This window comes from Bacillus sp. EB106-06-01-XG163, from assembly GCF_058791615.1.
Map to the genome: position 1 here is coordinate 54,227 of NZ_JBYTDS010000002.1, position 25,564 is coordinate 79,790.

Consider the following 25,564-nt stretch of genomic DNA (forward strand, 5'->3'; position numbering starts at 1 on the left):
TCTGTAAGCTACAATGGACAGATGGAAGAAAAGGAGGCTTTTATGATGTCTGAATACAAATATAACCGGGTATTTTTGATCGTAATGGATTCTGTCGGAATCGGTGAAGCGCCGGACGCCGCCGATTTTAATGATATAGGCGCAAATACGCTCGGACACATCGCAGAGCACATGAACGGCTTACATATGCCCCATATGGCGCAGCTCGGTCTCGGACTGATCGGAGACATTAAGGGCGTGGAAAAAACGGAGCACCCTCTTGCGTACTACGGAAAAATGCAGGAGGCGTCAAACGGGAAAGATACGATGACGGGGCACTGGGAGATTATGGGCCTCTACATTGAAAAACCGTTTAAAGTGTTCCCGGAAGGATTTCCGGATGAACTTCTTCAGGAACTTGAGCGGCGTTCAGGACGGAAAATCATCGGAAATAAGCCGGCTTCAGGCACGGCGATTCTGGACGAGCTCGGAAAAGAACATATGGAAACGGGTGCGCTGATCGTTTATACATCAGCAGATTCCGTACTGCAGATTGCGGCTCACGAAGATGTCGTTCCGCTGGAAGAGCTGTACAGCATCTGTGAAACGGCCAGAGAACTGACGCTTGATCCGAAATACATGGTCGGCCGGATTATCGCAAGACCGTTCGTCGGAGAACCGGGCAGCTTCAAACGCACGCCGAACCGTCATGATTATGCGCTCAAACCGTTCGGCCGCACGGTAATGAACGGAATGAAAGACAGCGGATTAGACGTCATTTCCATCGGCAAAATTTCTGATATTTATGACGGAGAAGGCATTACATCTTCCCGCCGCACGGTATCTAATATGGATGGCATGGACAAAGTGATTGAAACGCTCGGTGAAGAGTTTACGGGTCTGAGCTTTGCCAACCTCGTTGATTTTGACGCGCTGTACGGACACCGCCGCGATCCGGAAGGGTACGGTAAAGCGCTCGAGGAATTCGACGCGAGGCTTCCGGAAGTGTTTGAGAAAATGAAAGAAGACGATCTGCTTATCATCACTGCGGATCACGGCAATGATCCTGTCCATCACGGCACAGATCACACGAGGGAGTATGTGCCGCTTCTTGTGTACAGCAAAAAGCACAAACACACTGAACAGCTGCCGCTTGCGGATACATTTGCCGATATCGGCGCAACCATTGCGGATAATTTCAAAACGGAAAAGCCGGAATACGGAAAAAGCTTTTTATCAAGATTACAGTAGGGGGACTTTTTTTGAAACAAAAGATCGAACGTGCTGCTGCATTTATTAAAGAACACGTGAAAGAAACACCAAAGATCGGTCTGATTTTAGGGTCAGGGCTCGGCGTATTGGCCGATGAAATTGAAGGAGCTGTCAAGCTTACATATGAAACGATCCCTGATTTTCCGGTCTCAACGGTAGAAGGCCATGCCGGCCAGCTTGTGATGGGAACGCTTGAAGGCGTGCAGGTCATCGCGATGCAGGGCCGCTTTCATTACTATGAAGGCTACTCAATGGATCAGGTCACATTTCCCGTCCGCGTGATGAAGGCGCTCGGCGTTGAATCTCTTGTCGTGACGAACGCAGCCGGCGGTATCAACACTGAATTCCGCGCCGGCGATCTGATGATTATTACAGACCACATCAACTTTACGGGCACCAACCCGTTAATCGGGCCGAACGAAGCTGAATTCGGACCGAGATTCCCGGACATGTCAGAAGCCTATGACAAAGAGCTGTCAAGCTTGGCTGAAAAAACGGCCGATGAGCTTGGCATTCCTGTTCAAAAAGGGGTGTATACAGCTGTTACGGGGCCGTCTTACGAAACGCCTGCTGAGGTTCGGTTTTTAAGAACGATGGGTTCTGACGCTGTCGGCATGTCGACCGTGCCGGAAGTCATCGTCGCCAACCACGCGGGGATGCGCGTGCTCGGCATCTCATGCATTTCCAACGCGGCGGCAGGTATTCTTGACCAGCCGTTATCCCATGAAGAAGTAATGGAAATGACGGAAAAAGTAAAAGGCGGCTTTTTGAAGCTTGTAAAAGCCGTAGTCGCACGATCTCAAAAATAAGTCAGCATCAGTCAGCTGTTTCTTCGGAAGCAGCTGTTTTTTTGTGCCCTCAACACGAAACATTTTCCAGATGAGGCGTATAAAACCACCGGATTTGGAAAAAATAAAAAGGATTATGAAATGGAGGGCTTTGGAGATGAAACGTCTTATATCCACTTTGTTGATTGGCATTTTATTAACGGCATCAGCACCGTCCGCTTTTGCAAAGCCGGACGGAAAACATACATCGGAGCTCGCTCATGAAGCCAAAAGCGCCGTGCTGATTGAACGCGATACGGGAAGCATTCTTTATAACAAGAACAGCCGGGAGCGTCTGGCGCCGGCAAGCATGACAAAAATTATGACCATGCTTTTAATCATGGAAGCGCTTGACAAAGGGAAAATAAAGATGAGCGATAAAGTCAGGACGAGTGAACATGCCGCGTCCATGGGCGGATCACAGATTTTCCTTGAACCCGGAGAAGAAATGACGGTAAAAGAAATGCTCAAAGGAATTGCGATAGCTTCCGGAAATGACGCATCCGTCGCAATGGCGGAGTATATTGCCGGTTCAGAAGAGGATTTCGTCAGCCGGATGAACAAAAAAGCAAAAGAATTGGGATTGAAAGATACCTCCTTCAAAAACCCGACGGGACTGCCTGAAAAAGACCATTACAGCTCTGCTTATGACATGGCGAAAATGGCGAAGGAATTATTGAAGTATGATAAAATCACTCAATTTACGGGAACGTATGAAGATTATTTAAGAGAAAACACAGACAAAAAGTTCTGGCTCGTCAATACAAACCGGCTGATCAAATTTTATCCGGGTGTAGACGGCGTGAAGACGGGCTTTACAGGCGAAGCGAAGTATTGTTTAACCGCCACCGCTAAAAAAGGAAATATGAGGGTCATTGCTGTTGTTTTCGGAGCCAGCACTCCGAAAGAAAGAAATGCCCAAGTGACCAAAATGCTTGATTACGCCTTCAGCCAGTTCAAAACACACCCGCTGTACAAACGGGATCAAATCGTCGGAACGGTAAAAGTGAAAAAAGGAAAACAGAAACTGATCAAGCTGACCACATCTGAGCCGATTTCTCTTCTGGCCAAAAAGGGAGAGAACATGGACAAAGTAAAAAAAGAAGTGAAAATCAACGGCAATGTAACGGCTCCGGTTAAAAAAGGAGAGGTGCTCGGCAGCCTCGTTCTGAAAAAAGACGGAAAGGTGCTCGTTGAAAGCCCGGTCACGGCAAAAGACGACATGGAAAAAGCGGGTTTTCTCACTTTTCTGAAGCGGACGATGGGAGATTGGACTAAATTTAAATAATCGTGGCGAACGGGCACTAGTTTTGTCATAGTGAAGGAATTGCTTTCCCGAAAATCGAAACACTCATTATCCGATCATATCAAGGAGGAATGAGCATGAGCCTTGGAATTGACTTTCATGTCAAAGAATCCGTGCTTTGTATTCGATTAACAGGTGAACTCGACCATCATACGGCAGAATCATTAAAACAAAAGGTTACTGAATCGCTGGAGGCTGACGGCATCCGTCACATTGTGCTGAACCTTGAAGATCTTACCTTCATGGACAGCTCCGGCCTCGGCGTGATTTTAGGGCGTTATAAACAAATTAAACAGCTCGGCGGAGAAATGGTCGTGTGCGCGATTTCACCCGCGGTGAGACGTCTGTTTGACATGTCCGGCCTGTTTAAAATCATCAGGTTCGAACAATCAGAACAAAAAGCGCTTTTAACGTTGGGGGTGGCATCATGAAAAACGAGATGCATCTTGAATTTTCAGCCCTCAGTCAGAACGAATCGTTTGCGCGCGTAACAGTTGCTTCTTTTATCGCACAGCTCGACCCGACGATGGATGAGCTGACGGAAATCAAGACCGTCGTATCAGAAGCGGTAACAAACGCGATCATCCACGGCTATGAAGAAAACTGCGACGGAAAGGTGTACATCTCCGTTACGCTGGAGGATCATGTCGTCTATCTGACCATACGTGACGAAGGCCTCGGGATCACGGATCTTGAGGAAGCGCGCCAGCCGCTATTTACGACAAAACCCGAGCTTGAACGCTCCGGAATGGGCTTTACCATTATGGAAAACTTCATGGATGATGTCACGATTGATTCCTCGCCGGAGATGGGAACGACGATACGCTTAACAAAACACCTATCAAAAAGCAAAGCGCTTTGTAATTAAGGAGATTTGTTATGGATGTGGAGGTTAAGAAAAACAGCAAAAACGCGCAGCTCAAGGACCATGAAGTCAAAGAATTAATCAAAAAGAGCCAAGAGGGCGACCAGCAGGCAAGAGACCTCCTCATAGAAAAAAACATGCGTCTTGTGTGGTCCGTCGTTCAAAGGTTCTTAAACAGAGGCTATGAGCCGGACGATCTGTTTCAGATCGGCTGTATCGGATTGTTAAAATCCGTTGATAAATTCGATTTGTCCTATGATGTCCGTTTTTCAACTTATGCCGTGCCGATGATTATCGGAGAAATCCAGCGCTTCATCCGCGATGACGGAACCGTCAAAGTTTCAAGATCTTTAAAAGAGCTCGGCAATAAAATACGCCGGGCGAAAGATGAACTGTCAAAAACATACGGAAGAGTGCCGACCGTCCAGGAAATCGCGGACCATTTAGAAATTGATGCGGAGGATGTGGTGCTTGCGCAGGAAGCGGTGCGGGCGCCTTCATCCATTCATGAGACCGTGTATGAAAATGACGGGGACCCGATCACCTTGCTTGATCAGATCGCCGATCATTCAGAAGAGAAGTGGTTTGACAAAATCGCCCTCAAGGAAGCGATCAGTGATTTGGAAGAACGGGAAAAACTCATTGTCTATCTGAGATATTATAAAGATCAGACACAGTCGGAAGTAGCCGAACGGCTCGGGATTTCCCAAGTCCAGGTATCGAGGCTGGAGAAAAAAATATTAAAGCAGATTAAAGTGCAGATGGATCATACGGAAAGCTGACCTTTTACGGGCCGGCTTTTTTTATTTGTGCATCGGTGGTAATTTATGGTCTTTTGCCGCTGATGAATGAGAACAAAAGTGAACCGCATACTACATATATAACCACCCGAAAGATGGTGATGCAAGATGGAAAGACGAATATTTCTCAGACTTCGCCACCGCGTGAAGGCTCATACCGGAGATATCATCACAATCGGCGACGCCGCGCAGATCGCGGGACAGCAAAAGCTGAAAAAAAAACTGTCGGCACTGCCGCTGTATAAGGTCACGAAAAAAGACAAAAATATCGTCGTGCTGGACATCATAAAAGTGCTGAAAACCATTCATACCGCTTTTCCCGCTCTTGATGTACAGACCGTCGGCGGCGCTGAAACGATAGTGGAAATCCATTACCAGAAAAAGCAGCTGTCAGCCGTTTTGTTCGTCGGTGTCTGGCTCCTGCTTTTTATCGGTTCATGTCTTGCCATTATGAATTTTCATGAAGATGTCAGTATGAGAGAAGTTCATATCGCCTTATATGAAATCATAACGGGCGAACGGAATGAATATCCGTATCTGCTTCAGATTCCATACAGCATCGGCCTCGGTCTCGGTATGATCGTCTTTTTTAATCACATCTTCAAAAAACGCCTGAATGAAGAGCCAAGCCCGCTGGAAGTCGAGATGTTTAATTATCAGCTTGATCTCGATCATTATGTCGCAATGCACGAAAATGAAGAGACGATGAAAGATCTGCATGATCGTTAGCATTCTTTTCGTTATGTTTGTCGGGCTTGGCGGAGGGCTGACCGTGGGAGCGGGCTTTGTGGCTTTTTTAACCGTTATGGGAATCATCCCCCGCCTTATGCAGCTGACAAAAACAATGCGCTTTGTACAGGCCTACGAAGGAGCTGTTATTTCAGGAGCTGTGTTCGGCGGCTGGGAAACCTTAAATATGAATCATTTTTTTTTATCTGAATGGCTGGCCGTTCCGGTCGGGCTTTTGGCCGGCATGTTTGTCGGCATGCTGGCCGCCGCGCTTACAGAAGTGCTGAATGTGCTTCCCATTCTTGCCAAACGGATCGGCTTCGGCAGCAAAATCATCATATTGCTGATGGCCATTGTGTTCGGCAAAATAGCCGGCTCTTTATTTCATTGGCTGTATTTTATCCATCATTCATAAGGAGGAACCGACATGACAAACTTAAAAGAAAATTACAAAACAAAAGTGAAAGACTATCAGCCGAAACCGCCATATGTTTGGAATTGCGTCAAAGCCTTTCTGATCGGCGGTTTGATCTGTCTGATCGGGCAGGCTCTTCAAGACTTTTACATCCACTTTTTTAATTTTAATGAAAAAACAGCGGGCAACCCGACGGCCGCCACTCTTATTTTAATTTCCGCCCTTTTGACCGGATTCGGCATTTATGACAGACTCGGGCAGTTTGCCGGAGCGGGTTCAGCCGTGCCGGTGACGGGTTTTGCAAACAGTATGACAAGCGCCGCTCTGGAACACAGAAGTGAAGGACTCGTGCTCGGAGTAGCGACAAACATGTTTAAATTGGCGGGAAACGTCATTGTATTCGGCGTCGTGGCAGCCTATATCGTAGGCCTGATACGGTTTGCTTGTGAAAAACTGTTTTCGTAGGAGGAGAAAAAATGAAATTGACCGGAAAGCAAACCTGGGTGTTTGAAAACCCGTTATTTGTAAATGCGGCGGGGACGGCAGCCGGACCGAAAGAAAAAGACGGCCCGCTCGGTTCGCTGTTTGATAAGACATACGATGAAATGCATTGCAATCAGAAAAACTGGGAAATGGCGGAACGTCAGTTAATGGAAGATGCCATCAACTCCGCTTTGCAAAAACAGAACTTGAAAAAGAGCGATATTGATTTGTTACTCGCGGGGGATCTTTTAAATCAAAATGTGACCGCCAACTACGTCGCCAGACATCTGAAAATTCCGTTCCTCTGTCTGTTCGGCGCCTGTTCGACATCAATGGAAACGATTGCCGTCGCATCCGCGCTCATTGACGGCGGTTTTGCGAACCGGGCGATCGCAGCCACGAGCAGCCATAACGCGACGGCAGAACGGCAATTCCGCAATCCGACGGAGTATGGCGGGCAAAAACCGGATACCGCCACTTCAACGGTTACGGGGGGCGGGGCGGTCATCATCAGCCAAAACCCTTCTGATATCAAGATTACAAGCGCAACAGTGGGAAAAGTAAGCGACCTTGGAATAACAGATCCGTCCGATATGGGATCCGCCATGGCGCCCGCTGCCGCCGACACAATCAAACAGCACCTGCAGGACTTAAACCGCACGGCGGATGATTATGATCTGATTTTAACGGGAGACCTTTCAGGCGTCGGCTCGCCGATCGTGAAAGATTTGCTCAAAGAAGAAGGCTATCCCGTGGGAACGAAACACGATGACTGCGGTCTTCTCATCTATACGCCGGACCAGCAGGTGTTTGCGGGCGGAAGCGGCTGCGCCTGCTCCGCGCTTGTTACGTACACACATATTTTTAATCAATTAAAAGCAGGGACTCTAAACAGGGTACTCGTTGTCGCGACAGGAGCGCTTTTGAGTCCGACAATGATCCAGCAGAAGGAAACCATTCCGACCATCGCGCACGGTGTGGTATTTGAGCGGGCGGGAGGTGCATCATAAATGGAATATCTGTTGGCTTTTGTTTGCGGGGGAATCATTTGCATTATCGGTCAGCTGCTGCTTGACATTTTTAAACTGACACCCGCCCATGTGATGACAACTTTTGTCGTCATCGGCGCCTTGTTAGATGGGTTCGGAATTTATGACAAATTTATCGAATTCGCAGGCGCGGGCGCGACGGTTCCCATCGTCAGCTTCGGTCACAGCTTATTGCACGGCGCCATGCATCAAGCTCACGAGCATGGATTTATCGGGATCGCCATGGGGATTTTTGAACTTACTTCCGCCGGTATATCTTCAGCGATTTTATTCGCATTTCTTGTAGCCGTTATTTTTAAACCGAAAGGATAATGCCTGATGACGAAACGGAAGGTCATTCTTGTGACAGACGGGGACGTATACGCCGCAAAAACAATTGAATACGCCGCGGAAAAAGCAGGCGGACGGTGTATTTCCCAATCAAAGGGCAATCCGTCAACGAGAAGCGGCCCCGAACTTGTTCAGCTGATTAAAGCCGCGCCGAATGACCCGGTGTTTGTCATGTTTGACGATTCAGGCCTGCAAGGGGAAGGGCCGGGCGAAACGGCGCTGAAATATGTCGCCTCACATCAGGACATTGAAGTGCTGGGTGTGATTGCAGTCGCTTCTAAGACCCATCAGGCTGAATGGACGAAAGTCGATGTCTCCATTGACCGTGATGGAGAAGTGACGGAGTTTGGCGTCGATAAAACCGGAATGAGAGAAATGGACGAGCACAGAATGAACGGAGATACGGTGTATTGTCTGGATAAATTGGACGTTCCCCTCATTGTGGGCATCGGCGACATAGGTAAGATGGGAAGAAAAGATGACATATCCAAAGGCTCGCCGATCACGATGAAGGCGGTCGAATTCATTTTAGAAAGGAGCGAAAGCCATGCCGGAAAAACCGGAAAACATGATCAAGGTGTACCGGGATCCTAGAAAAAATGAACAATTTTTTAAAGACCGCGTCGGTATGGGAACGAGCTATGATGTCGGCGTCCGCAAAGTTCGAGTATTAGACCGGGAAGTCCAGATTTACTTTGTCAACGGATTAACCGATACTTTGTTTATCATTCATTTAATGGAACAGCTCGTCGACGTCAATAATTATGACGAGAATGCGGATGAAGCGATTGACGTTGTTGAAAACAGGCTTGTCAATCAGCAGGTCCAAAAAGTCAAAACGCTCGACGAAGCAACGGATCAAGTGCTTTCCGGACTTGTGGCCGTTATCGTTGAAGACGCGGGTTTCGCCTTTATCGTTGACGTCAGAAGTTACCCCGGACGCACACCTGAAGAACCGGATACGGAAAAGGTCGTCCGCGGTGCAAGAGACGGTTTTATTGAAAATATCGTCATTAATACAGCATTGATCAGAAGACGAATCAGGGACGAAAGGCTCCGCGTCAAAATTACGAAAGTCGGCGAGCGCTCTAAGACCGATCTTGCGATTGTGTATATAGAGGACATCGCGGACCCGGACCTTGTCAGCATCGTCGAAAACGAAGTGAATGCGATTGACATTGACGGACTGACGATGGCTGATAAAACGGTGGAGGAATTCATCGTCAAACAAGGCTACAATCCGTTTCCGATGGTCAGATACACGGAGCGGCCGGATGTGGCCGCCAATCACATTTTGGAAGGGCACGTCATCATCGTCGTCGATACGTCACCGAGCGTGATCATAACGCCGACAACAATATTTCACCATGTTCAGCATGCGGAAGAATACAGGCAGGCGCCTTCAGTGGGCACATTTTTAAGATGGATCAGGTTTTTCGGTATTATCGCTTCAACCGTTCTGCTTCCGATCTGGTTCCTCTTTGTTCTCGAGCCGTCTCTTCTGCCTGAAAGATTGGATTTTATCGGTTTAAATAAAAATACGCATATCCCGATCATTCTGCAAATCTTTTTGGCCGATTTGGGGATTGAGTTTCTCAGGATGGCCGCGATCCATACGCCGACCGCTTTATCCACCGCCATGGGTCTGATTGCGGCGGTGCTGATCGGTCAAATCGCCATAGCGGTGGGGCTGTTTTCAGCAGAAGTGATTCTGTACGTATCGATCGCCGCCATCGGATCATTTACCACGCCGAGCTATGAGCTCAGCCTCGCCAATAAAATGATACGCCTCATCTTAATGGTGCTCGTGGCCATTTTCCAAGTGAAAGGCTTTGTGATAGGTTTTACATTGCTGCTGATCATAATGGCGAATATCCGCTCGTTTCACACGCCGTATTTATGGCCGTTTTTACCGTTTAACGGCAAGGCGTTGTGGCAGGTGCTCGTCCGGACGACAGTGCCGGGAGCCAAAGTCAGACCGAGCATTGTTCACCCGAAAGACCGTCAAAGACAGCCAAGCGGTTCATAATCGCATTGAAACCGACAGAAGATTATGATATTGTATGTCTTAACTTATACGGGACTTGTATAAGGACAGCTCAAAAGAAGCTGTCCTTTTCACCCATATGCGGATCAGAAAGAGGGAATGAGCATTGTTCTTACATGGCACAAGCAGACAAAACAAACTAGGTCATTTGGAAATCGGAGGTGTGGACGCGCTGTATTTAGCGGAGCATTACGGCACGCCTCTTTATGTTTACGATGTGGCTTTAATACGTGAGCGCGCTAAAAGCTTTAAACAGGCATTCATTGACGCGGATTTAAAGGCGCAGGTCGCGTACGCGAGCAAGGCGTTTTCTTCCGTTGCGATGATACAGCTCGCTGAGCAGGAGGGGCTCTCATTGGACGTTGTATCCGGCGGAGAGCTGTTTACGGCGGTTGCGGCTGGTTTTCCGGCTGACAGGATTCACTTTCACGGCAATAACAAAAGCGAAGAAGAGTTGAAAATGGCGCTCGATCATCAAATCGGCTGCATTGTCGTTGATAATTTTTATGAAATATCCTTACTCGCGGAACTGTGCCGCAAATCAGGGCGCACAATGGATGTGCTTCTGCGGATCACTCCGGGGGTAGAGGCGCATACGCATGATTATATTACAACGGGACAGGAAGATTCCAAATTCGGTTTTGATCTGCATAACGGGCAAATAGAAAAGGCGATTGAACAAGTATTACAGTCAGACCATATCCGCCTTCTCGGCGTTCACTGCCACATCGGATCGCAAATTTTTGATACGGCGGGCTTTGTGCTGGCCGCAGAAAAAATCTTCGCAAAACTGAATGAATGGAGAGAATCATTCGGCTTTGTCTCTGAAGTGCTGAATTTAGGGGGCGGCTTCGGCATCCGCTACACGGAGGAGGATGAACCCCTTCATCCCGCCGTTTATGTGGAAAAAATTATCGAAGCGGTAAAAGAAAACGCAGCGCTGCACGCTTTTGACATTCCGGAGATCTGGATTGAACCGGGACGCTCGCTCGTCGGAGACGCCGGAACGACGCTTTATACCATCGGTTCGCAAAAAGAAGTGCCCGGCACCCGTAAATATGCAGCGGTTGACGGGGGCATGAGCGATAATATCCGTCCTGCGCTGTATCAGGCGAAATATGAAGCCGTATCGGCAAACAGAATCGGAGAACACCACGATAAAACGGTATCCATCGCGGGTAAGTGCTGTGAAAGCGGTGATATGCTCATTTGGGATATAGATCTTCCGGAAGTGAAAGAAGGCGATCTTCTCGCCGTTTTCTGCACGGGAGCATACGGATACAGCATGGCTAACAACTACAACCGCATTCCGCGTCCCGCCGTCGTTTTTGTGGAAGACGGCGAAGCGCATCTTGTCATTAGAAGGGAAACTTATGAAGACATTGTAAAACTGGATCTGCCGTTTAAGACGGGGGTCAAACAATAAATAAAAAAGAGACCGGAACAATGGCGTCCGGTCTCTTTTTGCATTCAGCTGTTAGAACTTGATCCGCTGTCTCCTGTAAATACCGACACGATCGCATTCCAAATCGAAGCGAAGAAATCAATGACTTTTTGAACAAAGCTTTTGCCTTCATCGGATTGAATGAACTTCGTGATTTTGTCTTTTGCCTTGTCAAGCTGGCTGCCGACTTGGCCCCAATCAATCTTGGCATTTTTCATTTTATTAAACAATGAAACGAGCTGGTCTTTTTGAGCGTCAGTCAGTGTAATGTTAAGGTTTGAAGCCGCATCATCGACCTTTTTCTCGATTCCTTCTTTTGTATCGGGCACACCGTTTTTCGCGAAATCATCTTTAATGTTTGCGATGAGCGCGGAGGCGTTTTTATCCCCGATTTTATCCCCGAGATTTGAAGTGGTGACAAGCTCTTGGTTGGCGACCTGTTTTACATCTTCTGAAATCGCTTTGTCTGATGAGACTTCATATGCCTTGATGATTCCCGTTAATGCTGCGGTGCCTGATACCTCAAACGGCGCCGTCACGTATACTTTCGCATCTTTCACTCCTGCTGTCATCAGGGCGTTTAAGTACATTTCATCCGTGATGGAATCGATATTATGGGTCTTAACGTCAAGCCCGGACCCTTTCTTTGCCACCGTGATGGATGATGAAGAGATGGCTCTTGTGCCGATTTGGGCATTCGATATATATTTTCCCAGATATTCATGTTCTTCTTTATTCGTGACCGTCACTTTTGTCGCGTTATCAGGGACATTTAATTCGTCAAGCACTTTCTGACGGTTTTCGTTTGACAGATCCGCCCCCAGTGTGACGATGACATCTCCGACTGCGGCATCGGCCAGGCTGATTTTCGGTATTGTGCACAATACAACGGCCGCCGCCAGCAATCCAATCCACATTTTTTTCAAAGCGGTTAACCTCCTTCTTTTCACAAAAGCCGTTTTGAAGCGGTTTGTGAGGGCCTGCGTGAAGCAGTTCCGATACATAGACGGCTGTGAAGCTGTTCTGGTTTCATTTTCTTTCTGTGGAAGCGGGGAGATTCGTTTTCCGGCTGAAGGTATGGTATAATAGCCGCGAAAAGAAGAGCAGAGGCCTCTTCCTTCAAAAGAATATCAAAAAGAAAGCCGGCTTACAATTGAAATTCATATTGAAGAAGGCTTTGACAAAAAACAATACGGAAGTAGGAATGAGAATGAAAACTGGTTACATCGAAATGGAAAACGGCAGCAGAATTGAATTTGAACTTTATCCGAATGAAGCGCCTAATACAGTCGCTAACTTTGAAAACCTGGCGAATACGGGCTTTTATGACGGCGTTATTTTCCACCGCGTGATTCCGGGCTTTGTCAGCCAAGGCGGAGATCCGACTGGGACAGGCATGGGCGGAAGCGGAAAAACGATCAAATGTGAAACAGAAGGCAATCCGCATAAGCACGAAGCCGGTTCTTTATCAATGGCGCATGCCGGTAAAGACACGGGTTCAAGCCAATTCTTCATCGTACATGAGCCGCAGCCGCATTTAAACGGCGTTCATACTGTATTCGGAAAAGTGACAAGCGGTTTAGAGCATGCGAAAAACATGTCTAACGGAGACAAAATGAAAGAAATCCGTGTAGAAGGATAATGACGGAAAACCCGCCTTTTTCAGGCGGGTTTTTTTATGTATATGAAAATTCTCATGTGTAAATCATGAAAAAATACATATATGAACATCAGCGATCATTCTGGTATAGTGAAAAAGACCGATTACAACAATGAAAAGAGGTAGAAACGTTGGTTCAATTGGCAACCGTTTTATTTGTCATTATCATTCTCGCACTTATGATTTGGTTCAGGGTGAAAAAGGGAAACAGGCCGATTAAAGGCGGCGGCTTCGGCATCATTCTCCCGCTTTTGATTATCGCCGTCATTTTTACATTCAGCATCAGCCAGCTCATGAATATCCCGGGAAAGCCGTTTCATTTTCCCGCTCTTTGGGAGCTCGCCATCGCCGGACTGTTAGGCGCGGTATTCGGTGTCATCATGCTGTCGCAAACCGCCTATGAAATCCGGGAAGACGGCTTTGTCTACTCCAAGCGGAATAAAAACTTTAAATATGTCATTATCGCGATTATTGCGATCCGTATCGTGCTCAGCCAATATTTCAAAAACATTGACGCGGCGGAATTCGCCGTTTTAACGATGGAACTTGCTTTTGTGTATTTGTGCATTTGGCGGATCGGAAGCTTCGTGAAATACCGTAAAATCAGCAGATCCGGCTTATAAAATGAAAAAAATGGATGAGGTGCGGGGCTTATTTGCCCTCTGTGCAGGGATTCATGGTAAAATAAAAACGACCATGGCTAATGGGAGGAAATCACTTGAAATCAGAAAAAGAAAAAACTTCTAAAAAAAGCGCCGTACTTGATTGGGCGAAAGCCATTATCATCGCTGTCGTTCTGGCACTGCTCATCCGAAACTTTTTATTTGCCCCTTATCTCGTTGATGGAAGATCAATGGATCCGACGCTGCATGACCGCGAGAGAATCTTTGTCAATATGACGGTCAAATACATAAGCGACTTCAAACGCGGCCAGATCGTCGTGCTGAACGGAGAAAACGAGCACTATGTCAAGCGGATTATCGGACTTCCCGGCGACACGGTGCAAATGAAAAACGATCAGCTGTACATCAACGGCAAAAAAGTGTCCGAACCGTATTTAGCGGCAAACAAGCACAAGGCGAAGCAAGACGGCTATGACCGGCTGACAGAAGACTTCGGCCCGGTGAAGGTGCCGGACGACAAATATTTCGTCATGGGTGATAACCGCAGAGAATCTATGGACAGCCGCAACGGCCTCGGTCTCTTTACGAAAAAACAAATAGCGGGCACATCAAAATTCGTCTTCTTCCCGTTTAATGAAATTCGCAAGACGAAATAAACCGTACAGGCAGTTTTCTTATAAGAAAACTGCTTTTTTATATAAATTTATCTTTCCACCCTCAAAAACAGAACATAAATTCGTATATCTATTTAATAGATAGAAAGTTTTACAGATACATGAAACATCTTCCCTTTATGAAACGTTATATGAATAACTCACGCAGGGAAGAACGGTTTTCTATTCATGAACAAAAGGAATATGACATAGTAATGAATAGATTGATACGGGCTGGAGGTAGAAAAATGGGAAGAATTAAAACAAAAGCAGCCATTTTACTTGTACTGCTGCTGTTATTAGCGGGCGGTTATATGGTCATAAACGATATTGAACTGAAAGACGTGCCGACTGCAATCGGACAAACCCTGTCCCAGGAAAAAGAAGAATATACAGTCAAAACATATAAAATTACGAAAATCGAAGGAACTGAGTACCACGGTACGGCAGAAAACGGCACAAAAATTATTTTTAACGGCGACAAGCTGAAGCAGGATCTCTCCGATGTGAAAAAGGGAGATAAGATTAAAGCGTATTTCAGCAAGTCAAACCGGATTGACGGCTTATTGAAGGTCGTCAAAGTGAACGAATAAATAAAGGCGCCTTTTATGGGAAAAGGGCGCTTTTTATTTTTCTGAATAATTAGGTGCAAATTCATTGCGCCTGCCGCAAAGGATGTTATAATAGCGGATAAGGACAAAAAAATATTGATTGTATCCTTCGGGGCTGGGTGAAAATCCCGACCGGCGGTAATAAGGCGTTTTGCGCTTTACAGCCCGTGACCCGTATGCATCTGTATACGGTGGATTCAGTGAAAAGCTGAAGCCGACAGTGAAAGTCTGGATGGGAGAAGGATGAGAGAAGCTATGCAAAAAATAAACTTACTGTATAGTCTTATTTCTTATGGATTAAAACTGGCAAAGCCCCGAACTGTGTAAACATTCGGGGCTTTTTTGACGCCAAATTGCGTGGAAGAAGGGAGGGATAACGATGGAAGAATATTATATGAATACGGCAATAGAACTTGCCAGACGCGGTGAAGGACAGACACAGTCCAATCCTCTTGTCGGCGCTGTCGTCGTCAAAAACGGACAGATCGTCGGAATGGGCGCCCATTTGCAATACGGAGAAGCGCATGCCGAGGTTCACGCGATTCATATGGCCGGCAGACACGCAAAAGGCGCCGATTTGTATGTGACGCTGGAGCCTTGCAGCCATTACGGAAAAACACCGCCATGCGCCGAACTGATAATAAAGTCGGGGATAAAAAGGGTGTTTATCGCTGTGAAAGATCCGAATCCGCTTGTAGCCGGAAAAGGCATCGGAATGCTGGAAGCAGCGGGCATCGAAGTGAAAACCGGACTTCTCAGGCAGCAGGCAGAAGAGCTGAATAAAATGTTTCTTCACTTCATGCGGACCGGACTTCCGTATGTCACCTTGAAAGCGGCCGCGAGCCTTGACGGGAAAACAGCGACTGAAACCGGTGACAGCAAATGGATTACATCAGAGGCGGCAAGGCTTGATGCCCAGCAATACAGGAAATCGCATCAAAGCATTCTTGTCGGAGCAGGCACAGTCAAAGCCGATAATCCGAGCCTGACCTGCAGGCTTCCTGATGCGGTGAAGCAGCCGGTCAGAGTGATTCTCGATACAAAGCTGACCATTCCTGAAACGGCAAATGTGCTCACTGACGGCGCTGCGCCGACATGGATATTTACGGCCAAAGGTGCAGACGTGCAAAAGAAAGACCGGCTGACCGCACTCGGAATAAAAGTTATTCCGCTGGAAACAGACCGCATTCACGTCCCTGAGGTGCTCAGTATTCTCGCTGAAAACGGCATAATGTCGGTTTATGTGGAAGGCGGAGCATCCGTACACGGAAGTTTTGTCAAGGAAGGCTGTTTCCAAGAGCTTCATTTCTATTTCGCCCCTAAATTAATCGGAGGAACGCTTGCTCCCAGCTTGATCTCCGGTGAAGGTTTTCAATCAATGAAAGATGTCCCCCATTTACAATTCACACAAATCACCCAAATCGGGCCGGATATAAAACTGACGGCCATACCTAAAGATGGAAAGGATGGTGACGATGTTTACAGGAATCGTTGAAGAAACAGGCACGATCCAAGCAATCAAAAAGACAGGCCTTTCCATGGCATTAACCATCGCCGCTTCAAAAGTGACAAGTGATGTGAAACTTGGCGACAGCATTGCGGTAAACGGCATCTGCCTGACCGTAACCGGATTTTCTGACAATCAATTTACGGTTGATGTCATGCCGGAAACAGTGAAAGCCACTTCGCTGAACGGCTTGTCAAAAGGCAGTAAAGTAAACTTGGAAAGAGCGATGTCCGCCAACGGGCGGTTCGGCGGCCACTTTGTATCAGGGCACGTGGACGGAACGGCGGAAATTACGCGGATCGAGAAAAAAAGCAACGCGGTCTATTACGATTTAAAACTTTCGCCGGAACTGACAAAAGCGCTCGTATTGAAAGGTTCAATTACGGTAGACGGCGTGAGCCTGACGATTTTCGGTTTATCAGACGAAAGCGTGACGGTATCCATCATTCCGCATACCATCTCAGAAACGATTTTTCAGACGAAAACAGTCGGATCGACCGTAAATATTGAGTGTGACATGATCGGCAAATACTTATACCGCTTTTTGCACAAAACAGAACAAACGAAAAGCAATCAAACTATCACGGAAGCCTTTTTAAGCGAGAACGGCTTTTAGAAAGGAAGATCGATATGTTTCATCCGATAGAAGAGGCGTTAGAGGCGCTGAAAAAAGGTGAAGTCATCATTGTTGTCGATGATGAAGACAGAGAAAACGAAGGAGATTTCGTAGCGCTGGCTGAGCATGCCACGCCGGAAGTGGTGAATTTTATGGCGACCCATGGGAGAGGCCTGATCTGCACGCCGCTGTCTGAAGACATCGCCGGCCGGCTGGATCTTCACCCGATGGTCGATCATAATACGGACTCACATGAGACCGCGTTTACGGTCAGTATTGACCACAGGCTGACAAAAACGGGCATCAGCGCGCAGGAACGATCCTTTACCATTCAGGCGCTGTTGAACGAAGAATCTGTGTCTGACGATTTTCAGCGTCCGGGCCACATTTTCCCCTTAATCGCAAAAAAAGGAGGCGTCCTGAAGCGGGCCGGCCATACGGAAGCAGCCGTTGACCTTGCAAAAGCCTGCGGATCTCAGGGAGCGGGCGTCATTTGTGAAATTATGAATGAAGACGGCACTATGGCCAGAGTGCCGGAGTTAGCCGAAATCGCCGAACGCCACCAGCTGAAAATGATTACGATAAAAGACTTAATAGAGTACCGTTACAACATTACGACCCTTGTGAACAGAGAAGTTGATATTACGCTGCCGACTGACTTCGGCACGTTTAGAGTTTACGGATATACAAACGAGGTTGACGGAAAAGAACATCTCGCCTTTGTCATGGGGGATGTCCCGTTTAACAGCGAACCCGTTCTTGTCAGAGTGCACTCAGAATGCCTGACGGGCGATGTGTTTGCATCCCATCGCTGTGATTGCGGACCTCAGCTTCATGCCGCGCTTGCGCAAATTGCTGAAGAAGGCCGCGGCGTTCTATTGTATTTGCGCCAGGAAGGCAGAGGGATCGGTTTAATCAATAAGCTGAAGGCGTACCGATTGCAGGAACAAGGGTACGACACGGTTGAAGCGAACGAAGCGCTCGGCTTTCTGCCTGATCTGCGCAACTACGGCATCGGCGCCCAGATTCTCCGCGACTTAGGGGTTCAGCATATGAAACTTTTAACCAATAACCCCCGGAAAATCGCCGGCCTCGAAGGATACGGTCTCAGCATTTCAGAACGGGTGCCGCTTCAAATGGAAGCGAGTGAGCATAACAAGCAATATTTACAGACCAAAATGAAAAAACTTGGACATCTGCTTCATTTCTAAAAACAAATCTCACAAAAAAGGATGGATAACATATGAATATCATACAAGGAAACCTAGTAGGAACAGGACTTAAAATCGGAATCGTCGTCGGCAGATTTAATGAATTTATTACGAGCAAGCTGTTAAGCGGAGCGGAAGACACGTTGCTTCGCCACGGTGTAGAATCAAACGACATTGACGTCGCTTGGGTGCCGGGAGCGTTTGAAATCCCGTTTGCGGCAAAGAAAATGGCGGAAACGAAAAAATACGATGCCGTCATTACGCTCGGCACGGTTATCAGAGGAGCGACAACGCATTATGACTATGTCTGCAATGAAGCGGCAAAAGGCATCGCCCAGGCGGGAACGGCGACGGGCGTCCCGGTTATCTTCGGCATCGTGACGACTGAAACCATTGAGCAGGCCATCGAACGAGCCGGAACAAAAGCCGGAAATAAGGGAGCGGATTGCGCAGTATCTGCCATTGAAATGGCAAATTTAAACCGTTCATTTGAATAATTTGTTGAAAAGCGTTTAAAACAGCGGCGAAAATGATATAATGTGAGGAAACGGATCGCCTTTATGTATCCGTTTGATAGGACATGAATGGACATTTTGGATATAGAGGGGTTTTTATGTTAATTCGTTATAAAAAATCGTTTGAAAAGATTGCGATGGGTCTTCTGTCATTTATGCCGAATGAAAAAGATCTCAAGCAGCTTCAGCAGACAATAAAGGACTATGAAACGGATACTGGCCGCCAGCTCTTTCTTTGGAAAGAGGATGAAGATATCGTCGGAGCGATCGGAGTCGAAAAAAAGGACTCAGAAGTTGAAATCCGGCATATCAGCGTGAATCCTTCTCACCGCCATCAAGGAATCGGAAAGCAAATGATGGACGCCTTAAAACGCCTGTTCAAAACGGAGGCACTCGTTCCGAATGAATTAACGCAAAGCTTTTTTGAACGCTGTCAACATCAAAAAGATCAGGATATCTCATATAATAACTGACAAATGCTCCCGGAATCTTCACGGTTTCGGGAGCTGTTTTGATATAGAAAAAGCAGGGCTGACCGTCAGCCTCTGCTTTTTTTTCTTCTCTCAATTTCCCGTTCGCGTTCCTTAATGACATCCGTCCTGTCCCGCAGGCGGTGTTTATGAATAAGAAAGGTATCTGATACGCCGTCTTGCCCCCATGTATAGCCCTTTCGGCGGCATTCGGCAAGACATGCTTCTTTCAGGGCTTCATCTGTAATCGGCAGCATAACACTTCTGTAAGGCAGGCCCGCTTCTATATCGTCTGACAGCGTTTCTATCAGCTCAATCAGCTTCGGGTGGCTGAGACCGAGAGAACAGACCGCCTGCTTTTCAGACCGGAGAATACGTAAGCTGTTGGCAATCAGCCGTTTCGCCCCGGCTTCATTTCCCCTGCGCTGGTGATACAGAGCGACGGCAAGCTGAATCAGGCCGACCCAATGAATGCTCCGCTTTTCAGCCGGGCTTTCTTTCCAATATTCCTCTAACAGTTCATGACACTCAAAATAATCTCTTGATGCGTGAAATTCGGCCAAAAAGCCGATATAAGCTTTAGGATACAAGCCGCTTCCTCCTTTTATGCTAAAACCAGTGTACCACAGCGCTATGAAAAGGAAAAAAAGAGCGGCTTGGTGTCTGAAGCCTGAGGAACTAGCAGATGTAAGATGCTCCTACGACAACGAGCAAAATAAACAGAACGACAATTAATGCAAAACCTCCGCCGAAACAAGCTCCGCTCATGTGAAATCAGCCTCCCTTTGTTTCAAGTTTACACGGCTATCATATGTGCATCCGCCTTTAAAGGTATAGGCGTATATCTTCTTTTTCAGTATTTTCTAAATAACGGAGGACGTGTATAAAAGTATTGGACGAGAGCATTTCGGTGGATTATACTAAAGGGTAGCCAGTTTTTCCGGCAATGAGAGTGATATTGAAAATGGTGAGATAATGGTAGAATATCAAGTGAAAATTGATACGTTTGAAGGCCCATTGGACCTGCTGCTTCATCTGATTAACCGTCTTGAAATCGACATATACGACATACCCGTGGCAACCATTACTGAACAATATTTATTATATGTACATACAATGCAAGAGCTTGAACTTGATGTCGCCAGTGAATATCTGGTCATGGCGGCGACGCTTCTCAGCATTAAAAGCAGAATGCTGCTTCCGAAACAAGAGGAAGAGCTGTTTGAAGACGAAATGCTTGAAGAAGAAGACCCTCGGGACGAGCTGATTGAAAAGCTGATTGAGTATAGAAAGTATAAAACCGCTGCGAAGGATTTAAAAGAGCGGGAAGAAGAAAGACAAAAGTCATTTACAAAGCCGCCGAGTGATTTAAGTGAGTATGCAAAAGAAATCAAACAGACGGAGCAGAAACTGTCGGTGACCGTTTATGACATGATCGGCGCGTTTCAAAAGGTGCTTCAGCGTAAAAAAATCACGCGGCCGAAAGAAACGACCATTACAAGGCAGGAAATACCGATTGAAGACAGAATGAACGAAATCGTAAAAAGCTTAAAAACGGCGGGGAGAAGAATAAACTTCACGGAGCTTTTTCCTTCTCGGCAAAAGGACCATCTCGTCGTGACGTTTTTAGCAGTCCTGGAACTGATGAAAAATCAGCAGATTATCATTGAACAGGAAGAAAACTTTTCAGATATATACATTACGGGGAGTGAATCCATTCATGGCGCTTGATATCGTGAATTGGAAAGCGATTGTGGAAGCCCTGCTGTATGCGGCGGGTGATGAAGGGCTGACCAAAAAGCAATTGGTGACGGTGCTTGAAATAGAAGAAGCGGAACTGGCCGGAATCATGGAAGAAGTGGCCGCTCAGTACAAGGAAGACGACAGAGGCATCGAGCTTACCGAATATGCGGATACGTATATGCTTGGGACGAAAAAAGAATTCGTGCCTTATTTGAAAAAACTAATCGAAGTGCCGTCAAAAGGGCTGTCACAGGCTTCTTTGGAAGTGCTGGCGATCGTTTCGTACAAGCAGCCGATCACACGGGCGGAAATTGAAGATATCCGGGGCGTGAAGTCTGAGCGGATTCTGCACAGCCTCGTGTCAAAAGCGCTGCTGTGTGAGGTGGGCCGCGCCGACGGTCCCGGCCGGGCGATTTTATACGGCACGACACCGGTATTTCTTGAACAATTCGGCTTAAAAACATTGGAGGAGCTCCCGCCGCTTCCTGAAAATGCGGAGGAAGACGTTCTCCAGGAGGAAGCCGATTTATTCTTTGAAAACTTCAACCAAACTTTTGAGGATATTAAATAATAATCGTTTTTCATCATACGATAGTAGGGAAAGGCCATTGATGAATGACGCAAATGACGACGTACAAGAGAGGAAGGAAACGGACGGAAATGGGAAATTCGATTGTGAGGGCCCATACTGAAGAAACTGGTGAATTTTTAGCCGAGGTTGTCACGATGGTCAGCAGCTATTTAAATCATACAACTTTGCCGGAGATGCGGGCTCAAGGAGAGGCGGATGAGGCATACTGCCGCGACGTGCTCAGTGTGCTGAGGAGGATGACCGTCTTTTGCGAAGGCGCCCAGGAAGCCTGCAGGCGGCTTTTAATGCAGGAGCCGTTTCATGAGGCGAGAGCGGAAAAAACGCTGTATAAAGTATATCATCAGTGCGTGGAAGAGTTTTTCATGCCGAAAAAGGATACATGGTACGAAAACAGCCGCGCCGCTTATACAGGCCAAAGCGCGATTGAATTCTACCAGCAAGTGCCGGACTCGCTGCGGAGCCTTCTGCTTTCGCTCAGCAGTGAATTTCTGCGCATGCGGGAAGAATTGGCGCAATATGAAGCATCAGGCTCAAATATGGCATCAGTCAGATAAAAACTCTTCCTTTTGGGAGAGTTTTTTTATGTGAAAGTGATGCAATTGGTATTCATAAGTCATGGACATGCGCATAAACTTGTACAAACCCACAACAAGGACGTGAGCATTCATGCGCTTTCTCAAAAAAGCTGCCGTATTTCTTTTGACTTTTGTTATTCTTTTTTCCATTACAGACGGCAATACGGCACATGCCCAAATACATGTCAGCGCAAAAAGCGCGATTATAATCGACGGAGCATCTGGCAGGGTGTTATTCGCCAAGGATGAACATCATAAGCGGCGGATTGCAAGCATTACGAAAATCATGACGGCGGTGCTGGCGATTGAATCAGGGAAGATGGAAGAGACCGTGACGGTTTCCCCGAATGCCGTAAAAACGGAAGGCTCAGCCATTTATCTTCAGCCGGGACAAAAAGTAAAGCTGAAAGATCTCGTATACGGGCTTATGTTAAGGTCAGGAAATGACGCCGCTGCGGCAATAGCGGAATATGTCGGCGGAAGCCTTGACGGTTTTGTATTTATGATGAACAAAAAAGCCGAGCAAATCGGGATGGAAAATACAAAATTTCAAAATCCGCACGGGCTGGACGACCATGAAAATTTATATTCAACGGCGTATGACATGGCGCTTTTGACTAAATACGCGATGGAAATCAAGGAATACCGGACCGTTTCAGGCACAAAAGTGTATAAGGCGGAAACGATGGACCGGGTATGGAAAAATAAAAACAAGCTTCTGACCGGGCTCTACCGTTACAGCACAGGCGGAAAAACAGGTTACACAAAAATCGCGAAACGGACGCTCGTCTCGACGGCCTCAAAAGACGGAACGGATCTCATCGCGGTCACCATAAATGATCCGGATGATTGGGATGATCATATGAATATGTTTAATTATGTCTTTGAGCACTATAAAACCTATGTCGTCGCTAAAAAAGGCGGCATCCCGAAGCTGAAAAAGACGTTTTACGGAAAGCGCGCTTTTATTGCCCGGGATGTCAAATATTTGTTAAAAGAGGATGAAATCGACGATGTAAAAATCCGCACAACCTTAATAAAACCGAAAAAAGCCTGGAAAAAGGACGCCTCTCTCATTCCTGATGTCGTCGGCCGGATGACTGTTATGCATGATGGGAAAGTGATCGCCAAGATCCCCGTCTATTATGAAAATGAGCGCCATAAAAAACCGAAAAAGCATTTCATTGAGACGTTTACGAGCCTGTTTATGAGCGCGGCGGGCGGTTCGTCATGGTCAATTTAATCTGGGTATGTCTGACGGTAATCGGACTTGTCTTTGCGATGTTTAACGGTACCTTGCAGGATGTGAATGAAGCCGTTTTTAAAGGAGCGAAAGAAGCGGTTACGATCTCGTTCGGATTAATGAGCGTTCTCGTGTTCTGGCTCGGCCTGATGAAAATAGCCGAGCAGTCCGGCCTTTTGGATATATTCAGCAGAATGTGCCGCCCGTTTATTTCTAAGCTGTTTCCCGATATTCCCCCTGATCATCCGGCGATGGGATACATCTTATCAAATCTCATGGCAAACTTTTTCGGACTGGGAAATGCGGCGACACCGCTCGGCATTAAAGCCATGGAGCAGATGAAAAAGCTGAATGGAGGTAAGTCTGAGGCCAGCCGTTCCATGATTACCTTTTTGGCGGTAAATACTTCGAGTATTACATTGATACCGACAACCGTCATTGCCGTGCGCATGGCTTACTCGGCGAAATCACCGACCGATATCGTCGGGCCGACCATCTTAGCGACTTTAATTTCGGGAATCGGCGCGATTTTCATTGACCGCTACTTCTGGTACCGCCGCAAAAGAAAAGGGAGGTAAGCGAATGGAAATGGTGAATTGGGTGTCTTTAGCCATGATTCCGATTATTATCGCCGGTATATTGATATACGGCACGATCAAAAAAGTGCCGACGTATGAATCATTCGTTGAAGGCGGAAAAGAAGGAATTGAGATTGCGTTTTCCATCATTCCGTATTTGGTCGGGATGCTGGTGGCGATTACCGTATTCCGGGCCTCGGGCGCGCTGGATTTTGTCATGGGGCTGTGCAAGCCTTTCTTTACAGCGCTCGGCATTCCCGCAGAAGTCGTGCCGCTTGCTCTGATCCGCCCGATTTCGGGGACGGCGGCGCTCGGCATGACGACAGATCTGATCGCCGTGTACGGGCCTGATTCATTTATCGGCAGGCTGGCCTCGGTCATGCAGGGATCGACTGACACGACGCTGTATGTCCTGACGGTGTATTTCGGGGCGGTCGGCATCAAAAAAATGGGGGATGCTTTAAAGGTTGGTCTTCTTGCTGATTTGATCGGGGTGGTTGCATCAATCATCATAGTTACGTTATTATTTGGAAGCGCCTGAAATCAGGCGCTTTTTATATATCAGAATAACTCTCCTTGAAAAAGCTTGTTTGTTCAAGGGGAAAAAAGTAAGATTATACTTGAGGTGAACGACATGGAAAGACTGCAAAAAGTTATTGCTCATGCCGGCGTGGCATCACGCAGAAAGGCGGAAGAGCTGATAAAAGAAGGAAAAGTAAAGGTGAATGGAAAAGTAATAACAGAGCTCGGCGTAAAAGTGACCGGTTCTGATCAGATTGAAGTAAACGGATTAAAGGTGGAGCGGGAAGAACCCGTGTACTTTCTGCTTTATAAACCGAGAGGAGTGATCTCAGCAGCTGATGACGACAAAGGGCGGAAAGTGGTGACCGACTTTTTCAAAGAAGTGCCGCAGCGCATTTATCCGATCGGCAGGCTTGATTATGATACGAGCGGACTTTTATTGCTGACAAATGACGGCGAGTTTGCCAACAAACTCATGCATCCGAAATACGAAATTGATAAGACGTACGTCGCCAAAGTGAAGGGGATTCCTTCCAAGGAACTTCTGAGAAAGCTTGAGCGCGGCATTCAGCTTGAAGAAGGCAAGACGGCGCCGGCCAGAGCGAAATTGCTTTCCCTGGACAAAAGAAAGCAGACGAGCATCATTCAGCTGACGATTCATGAAGGACGGAACAGACAGGTCCGCCGCATGTTCGAGGCGATCGGTCATGACGTGCTGAAACTAAAACGTGAAGAATACGCATTTTTAGATTTAAGAGGCCTGCGCACAGGAGACGCAAGAGAATTGTCGCCGCATGAGGTGAAAAGGCTGCGGGCTTTAGCGGAACACGGTAAAAACGCTTTCTAATTTTCACATAACCTTCAAAAATTACAAAACGTGTTGATGATATAATTGAATG

At 47.0% G+C, this 25,564-nt stretch carries 33 protein-coding genes and 1 riboswitch; of the genes, 30 read left to right on the forward strand and 3 right to left on the reverse strand.

All coding sequences use genetic code 11. From position 1 onward, the window contains the following. The first annotated feature begins 45 nt into the window (after window positions 1–45). From deoB to lysA, 14 genes are all read left to right on the forward strand, one after another. Window positions 46–1,230, forward strand: coding sequence for a phosphopentomutase (gene deoB / locus AC3WTF_RS02115; RefSeq protein ID WP_003153338.1), 1,185 nt, complete (start codon window positions 46–48; stop codon window positions 1,228–1,230). A gap of 11 nt (window positions 1,231–1,241) precedes the next feature. Further along, complete coding sequence (locus AC3WTF_RS02120; RefSeq protein ID WP_007612343.1) at window positions 1,242–2,060, forward strand: purine-nucleoside phosphorylase; 819 nt, start codon at window positions 1,242–1,244, stop codon at window positions 2,058–2,060. A gap of 136 nt (window positions 2,061–2,196) precedes the next feature. Beyond that, window positions 2,197–3,366: a D-alanyl-D-alanine carboxypeptidase family protein gene (locus tag AC3WTF_RS02125; RefSeq protein WP_007409410.1), complete on the forward strand. Its 1,170-nt coding sequence runs from the start codon at window positions 2,197–2,199 to the stop codon at window positions 3,364–3,366. A gap of 95 nt (window positions 3,367–3,461) precedes the next feature. Beyond that, window positions 3,462–3,815, forward strand: coding sequence for an anti-sigma F factor antagonist (spoIIAA, locus tag AC3WTF_RS02130; RefSeq protein ID WP_007409411.1), 354 nt, complete (start codon window positions 3,462–3,464; stop codon window positions 3,813–3,815). After that, complete coding sequence (gene spoIIAB / locus AC3WTF_RS02135; protein WP_003153347.1) at window positions 3,812–4,252, forward strand: anti-sigma F factor; 441 nt, start codon at window positions 3,812–3,814, stop codon at window positions 4,250–4,252. The genes spoIIAA and spoIIAB overlap by 4 nt, the downstream gene beginning before the upstream one ends. Before the next feature lie 11 nt (window positions 4,253–4,263). Next, complete coding sequence (gene sigF, locus AC3WTF_RS02140; protein WP_003153348.1) at window positions 4,264–5,031, forward strand: RNA polymerase sporulation sigma factor SigF; 768 nt, start codon at window positions 4,264–4,266, stop codon at window positions 5,029–5,031. Window positions 5,032–5,157: 126 nt separating this feature from the next. Beyond that, window positions 5,158–5,778, forward strand: coding sequence for a stage V sporulation protein SpoVAA (gene spoVAA / locus AC3WTF_RS02145; protein ID WP_007409412.1), 621 nt, complete (start codon window positions 5,158–5,160; stop codon window positions 5,776–5,778). Continuing rightward, window positions 5,768–6,193: a stage V sporulation protein AB gene (locus AC3WTF_RS02150; protein ID WP_007409413.1), complete on the forward strand. Its 426-nt coding sequence runs from the start codon at window positions 5,768–5,770 to the stop codon at window positions 6,191–6,193. The genes spoVAA and AC3WTF_RS02150 overlap by 11 nt, the downstream gene beginning before the upstream one ends. A gap of 12 nt (window positions 6,194–6,205) precedes the next feature. Further along, window positions 6,206–6,658: a stage V sporulation protein AC gene (gene spoVAC, locus AC3WTF_RS02155; RefSeq protein ID WP_003153353.1), complete on the forward strand. Its 453-nt coding sequence runs from the start codon at window positions 6,206–6,208 to the stop codon at window positions 6,656–6,658. Window positions 6,659–6,669: 11 nt separating this feature from the next. Further along, window positions 6,670–7,686: a stage V sporulation protein AD gene (spoVAD, locus tag AC3WTF_RS02160; RefSeq protein ID WP_007409414.1), complete on the forward strand. Its 1,017-nt coding sequence runs from the start codon at window positions 6,670–6,672 to the stop codon at window positions 7,684–7,686. Further along, entirely contained in the window at window positions 7,687–8,037 is a 351-nt protein-coding gene (gene spoVAE, locus AC3WTF_RS02165; protein WP_007409415.1) for a stage V sporulation protein AE, read from the forward strand. A gap of 3 nt (window positions 8,038–8,040) precedes the next feature. Further along, window positions 8,041–8,649: a stage V sporulation protein SpoVABEA gene (gene spoVAEA / locus AC3WTF_RS02170; protein WP_025284950.1), complete on the forward strand. Its 609-nt coding sequence runs from the start codon at window positions 8,041–8,043 to the stop codon at window positions 8,647–8,649. Then, window positions 8,603–10,084 (forward strand): spore germination protein, encoded by a 1,482-nt coding sequence (locus AC3WTF_RS02175; protein ID WP_007409417.1) that lies wholly within the window; start codon window positions 8,603–8,605, stop codon window positions 10,082–10,084. The genes spoVAEA and AC3WTF_RS02175 overlap by 47 nt, the downstream gene beginning before the upstream one ends. Window positions 10,085–10,208: 124 nt before the next feature. Beyond that, window positions 10,209–11,528 (forward strand): diaminopimelate decarboxylase, encoded by a 1,320-nt coding sequence (lysA, locus tag AC3WTF_RS02180; protein ID WP_012117893.1) that lies wholly within the window; start codon window positions 10,209–10,211, stop codon window positions 11,526–11,528. 44 nt (window positions 11,529–11,572) lie between these two features. On the opposite strand, the gene AC3WTF_RS02185 is transcribed toward lysA, so the two are convergent. After that, window positions 11,573–12,472 carry a DUF1002 domain-containing protein gene (locus tag AC3WTF_RS02185; RefSeq protein ID WP_014418285.1) on the reverse strand — a complete coding sequence of 300 codons (900 nt, stop codon included), beginning with the start codon at window positions 12,470–12,472 and terminating at the stop codon, window positions 11,573–11,575. 284 nt (window positions 12,473–12,756) lie between these two features. Here AC3WTF_RS02185 and AC3WTF_RS02190 point away from each other — a divergent pair, with 284 nt between their 5' ends. From AC3WTF_RS02190 to ribT, 9 genes are all read left to right on the forward strand, one after another. After that, on the forward strand, window positions 12,757–13,188 hold the full coding sequence (locus AC3WTF_RS02190; RefSeq protein ID WP_003153363.1) for a peptidylprolyl isomerase: 432 nt from the start codon (window positions 12,757–12,759) through the stop codon (window positions 13,186–13,188). A gap of 149 nt (window positions 13,189–13,337) precedes the next feature. Next, window positions 13,338–13,829, forward strand: a complete 492-nt coding sequence (locus AC3WTF_RS02195; RefSeq protein WP_007409421.1) for a CcdC protein domain-containing protein — start codon at window positions 13,338–13,340, stop codon at window positions 13,827–13,829. An 80-nt stretch (window positions 13,830–13,909) separates the two neighbouring features. Further along, on the forward strand, window positions 13,910–14,485 hold the full coding sequence (gene lepB, locus AC3WTF_RS02200; RefSeq protein WP_032861567.1) for a signal peptidase I: 576 nt from the start codon (window positions 13,910–13,912) through the stop codon (window positions 14,483–14,485). A 245-nt stretch (window positions 14,486–14,730) separates the two neighbouring features. Further along, on the forward strand, window positions 14,731–15,075 hold the full coding sequence (locus tag AC3WTF_RS02205) for a hypothetical protein (RefSeq protein WP_007409423.1): 345 nt from the start codon (window positions 14,731–14,733) through the stop codon (window positions 15,073–15,075). A 119-nt stretch (window positions 15,076–15,194) separates the two neighbouring features. Beyond that, window positions 15,195–15,341, forward strand: a riboswitch (FMN riboswitch). A gap of 131 nt (window positions 15,342–15,472) precedes the next feature. Then, window positions 15,473–16,588: a bifunctional diaminohydroxyphosphoribosylaminopyrimidine deaminase/5-amino-6-(5-phosphoribosylamino)uracil reductase RibD gene (gene ribD / locus AC3WTF_RS02210; RefSeq protein WP_015240125.1), complete on the forward strand. Its 1,116-nt coding sequence runs from the start codon at window positions 15,473–15,475 to the stop codon at window positions 16,586–16,588. Next, window positions 16,569–17,216, forward strand: coding sequence for a riboflavin synthase (gene ribE / locus AC3WTF_RS02215; protein ID WP_047935906.1), 648 nt, complete (start codon window positions 16,569–16,571; stop codon window positions 17,214–17,216). The genes ribD and ribE overlap by 20 nt, the downstream gene beginning before the upstream one ends. A 14-nt stretch (window positions 17,217–17,230) precedes the next feature. Beyond that, window positions 17,231–18,427, forward strand: coding sequence for a bifunctional 3,4-dihydroxy-2-butanone-4-phosphate synthase/GTP cyclohydrolase II (locus AC3WTF_RS02220; protein WP_003153371.1), 1,197 nt, complete (start codon window positions 17,231–17,233; stop codon window positions 18,425–18,427). A gap of 32 nt (window positions 18,428–18,459) precedes the next feature. Next, a complete protein-coding gene (ribH, locus tag AC3WTF_RS02225; protein ID WP_003153372.1) occupies window positions 18,460–18,924 on the forward strand; it encodes a 6,7-dimethyl-8-ribityllumazine synthase in 465 nt (154 codons plus the stop codon). 116 nt (window positions 18,925–19,040) lie between these two features. Next, window positions 19,041–19,415: a GNAT family N-acetyltransferase RibT gene (gene ribT, locus AC3WTF_RS02230; RefSeq protein ID WP_003153373.1), complete on the forward strand. Its 375-nt coding sequence runs from the start codon at window positions 19,041–19,043 to the stop codon at window positions 19,413–19,415. Window positions 19,416–19,480: 65 nt separating this feature from the next. Here the strand turns inward: ribT and AC3WTF_RS02235 are convergent, their stop codons facing one another. Further along, window positions 19,481–20,002 carry a DUF309 domain-containing protein gene (locus AC3WTF_RS02235; RefSeq protein ID WP_003153375.1) on the reverse strand — a complete coding sequence of 174 codons (522 nt, stop codon included), beginning with the start codon at window positions 20,000–20,002 and terminating at the stop codon, window positions 19,481–19,483. An 88-nt stretch (window positions 20,003–20,090) separates the two neighbouring features. Beyond that, on the reverse strand, window positions 20,091–20,180 hold the full coding sequence (locus AC3WTF_RS02240; RefSeq protein ID WP_003153376.1) for a YjcZ family sporulation protein: 90 nt from the start codon (window positions 20,178–20,180) through the stop codon (window positions 20,091–20,093). Window positions 20,181–20,387: 207 nt separating this feature from the next. Here AC3WTF_RS02240 and AC3WTF_RS02245 point away from each other — a divergent pair, with 207 nt between their 5' ends. The 7 genes from AC3WTF_RS02245 (at window position 20,388) to rluB (ending at window position 25,512) form a co-directional block, all read left to right on the forward strand. After that, window positions 20,388–21,143 carry a segregation/condensation protein A gene (locus tag AC3WTF_RS02245; protein WP_007409427.1) on the forward strand — a complete coding sequence of 252 codons (756 nt, stop codon included), beginning with the start codon at window positions 20,388–20,390 and terminating at the stop codon, window positions 21,141–21,143. Further along, window positions 21,133–21,726 (forward strand): SMC-Scp complex subunit ScpB, encoded by a 594-nt coding sequence (gene scpB / locus AC3WTF_RS02250; protein WP_007409428.1) that lies wholly within the window; start codon window positions 21,133–21,135, stop codon window positions 21,724–21,726. The genes AC3WTF_RS02245 and scpB overlap by 11 nt, the downstream gene beginning before the upstream one ends. An 89-nt stretch (window positions 21,727–21,815) precedes the next feature. Then, the gene (locus AC3WTF_RS02255) at window positions 21,816–22,301 is read left to right on the forward strand and encodes a DUF3907 family protein (RefSeq protein ID WP_015240120.1); all 486 of its coding nucleotides are present in this window, start codon (window positions 21,816–21,818) and stop codon (window positions 22,299–22,301) included. Window positions 22,302–22,413: 112 nt separating this feature from the next. After that, the gene (locus AC3WTF_RS02260; RefSeq protein WP_007409430.1) at window positions 22,414–23,565 is read left to right on the forward strand and encodes a D-alanyl-D-alanine carboxypeptidase family protein; all 1,152 of its coding nucleotides are present in this window, start codon (window positions 22,414–22,416) and stop codon (window positions 23,563–23,565) included. Beyond that, the gene (locus tag AC3WTF_RS02265; RefSeq protein ID WP_003153385.1) at window positions 23,553–24,143 is read left to right on the forward strand and encodes a nucleoside recognition domain-containing protein; all 591 of its coding nucleotides are present in this window, start codon (window positions 23,553–23,555) and stop codon (window positions 24,141–24,143) included. Before AC3WTF_RS02260 ends, AC3WTF_RS02265 begins: the two co-directional genes overlap by 13 nt. A 4-nt stretch (window positions 24,144–24,147) precedes the next feature. Beyond that, window positions 24,148–24,684, forward strand: coding sequence for a spore maturation protein (locus tag AC3WTF_RS02270; RefSeq protein WP_007409431.1), 537 nt, complete (start codon window positions 24,148–24,150; stop codon window positions 24,682–24,684). A gap of 93 nt (window positions 24,685–24,777) precedes the next feature. Further along, on the forward strand, window positions 24,778–25,512 hold the full coding sequence (gene rluB, locus AC3WTF_RS02275) for a 23S rRNA pseudouridine(2605) synthase RluB (protein ID WP_007409432.1): 735 nt from the start codon (window positions 24,778–24,780) through the stop codon (window positions 25,510–25,512). Window positions 25,513–25,564: the final 52 nt, after the last annotated feature.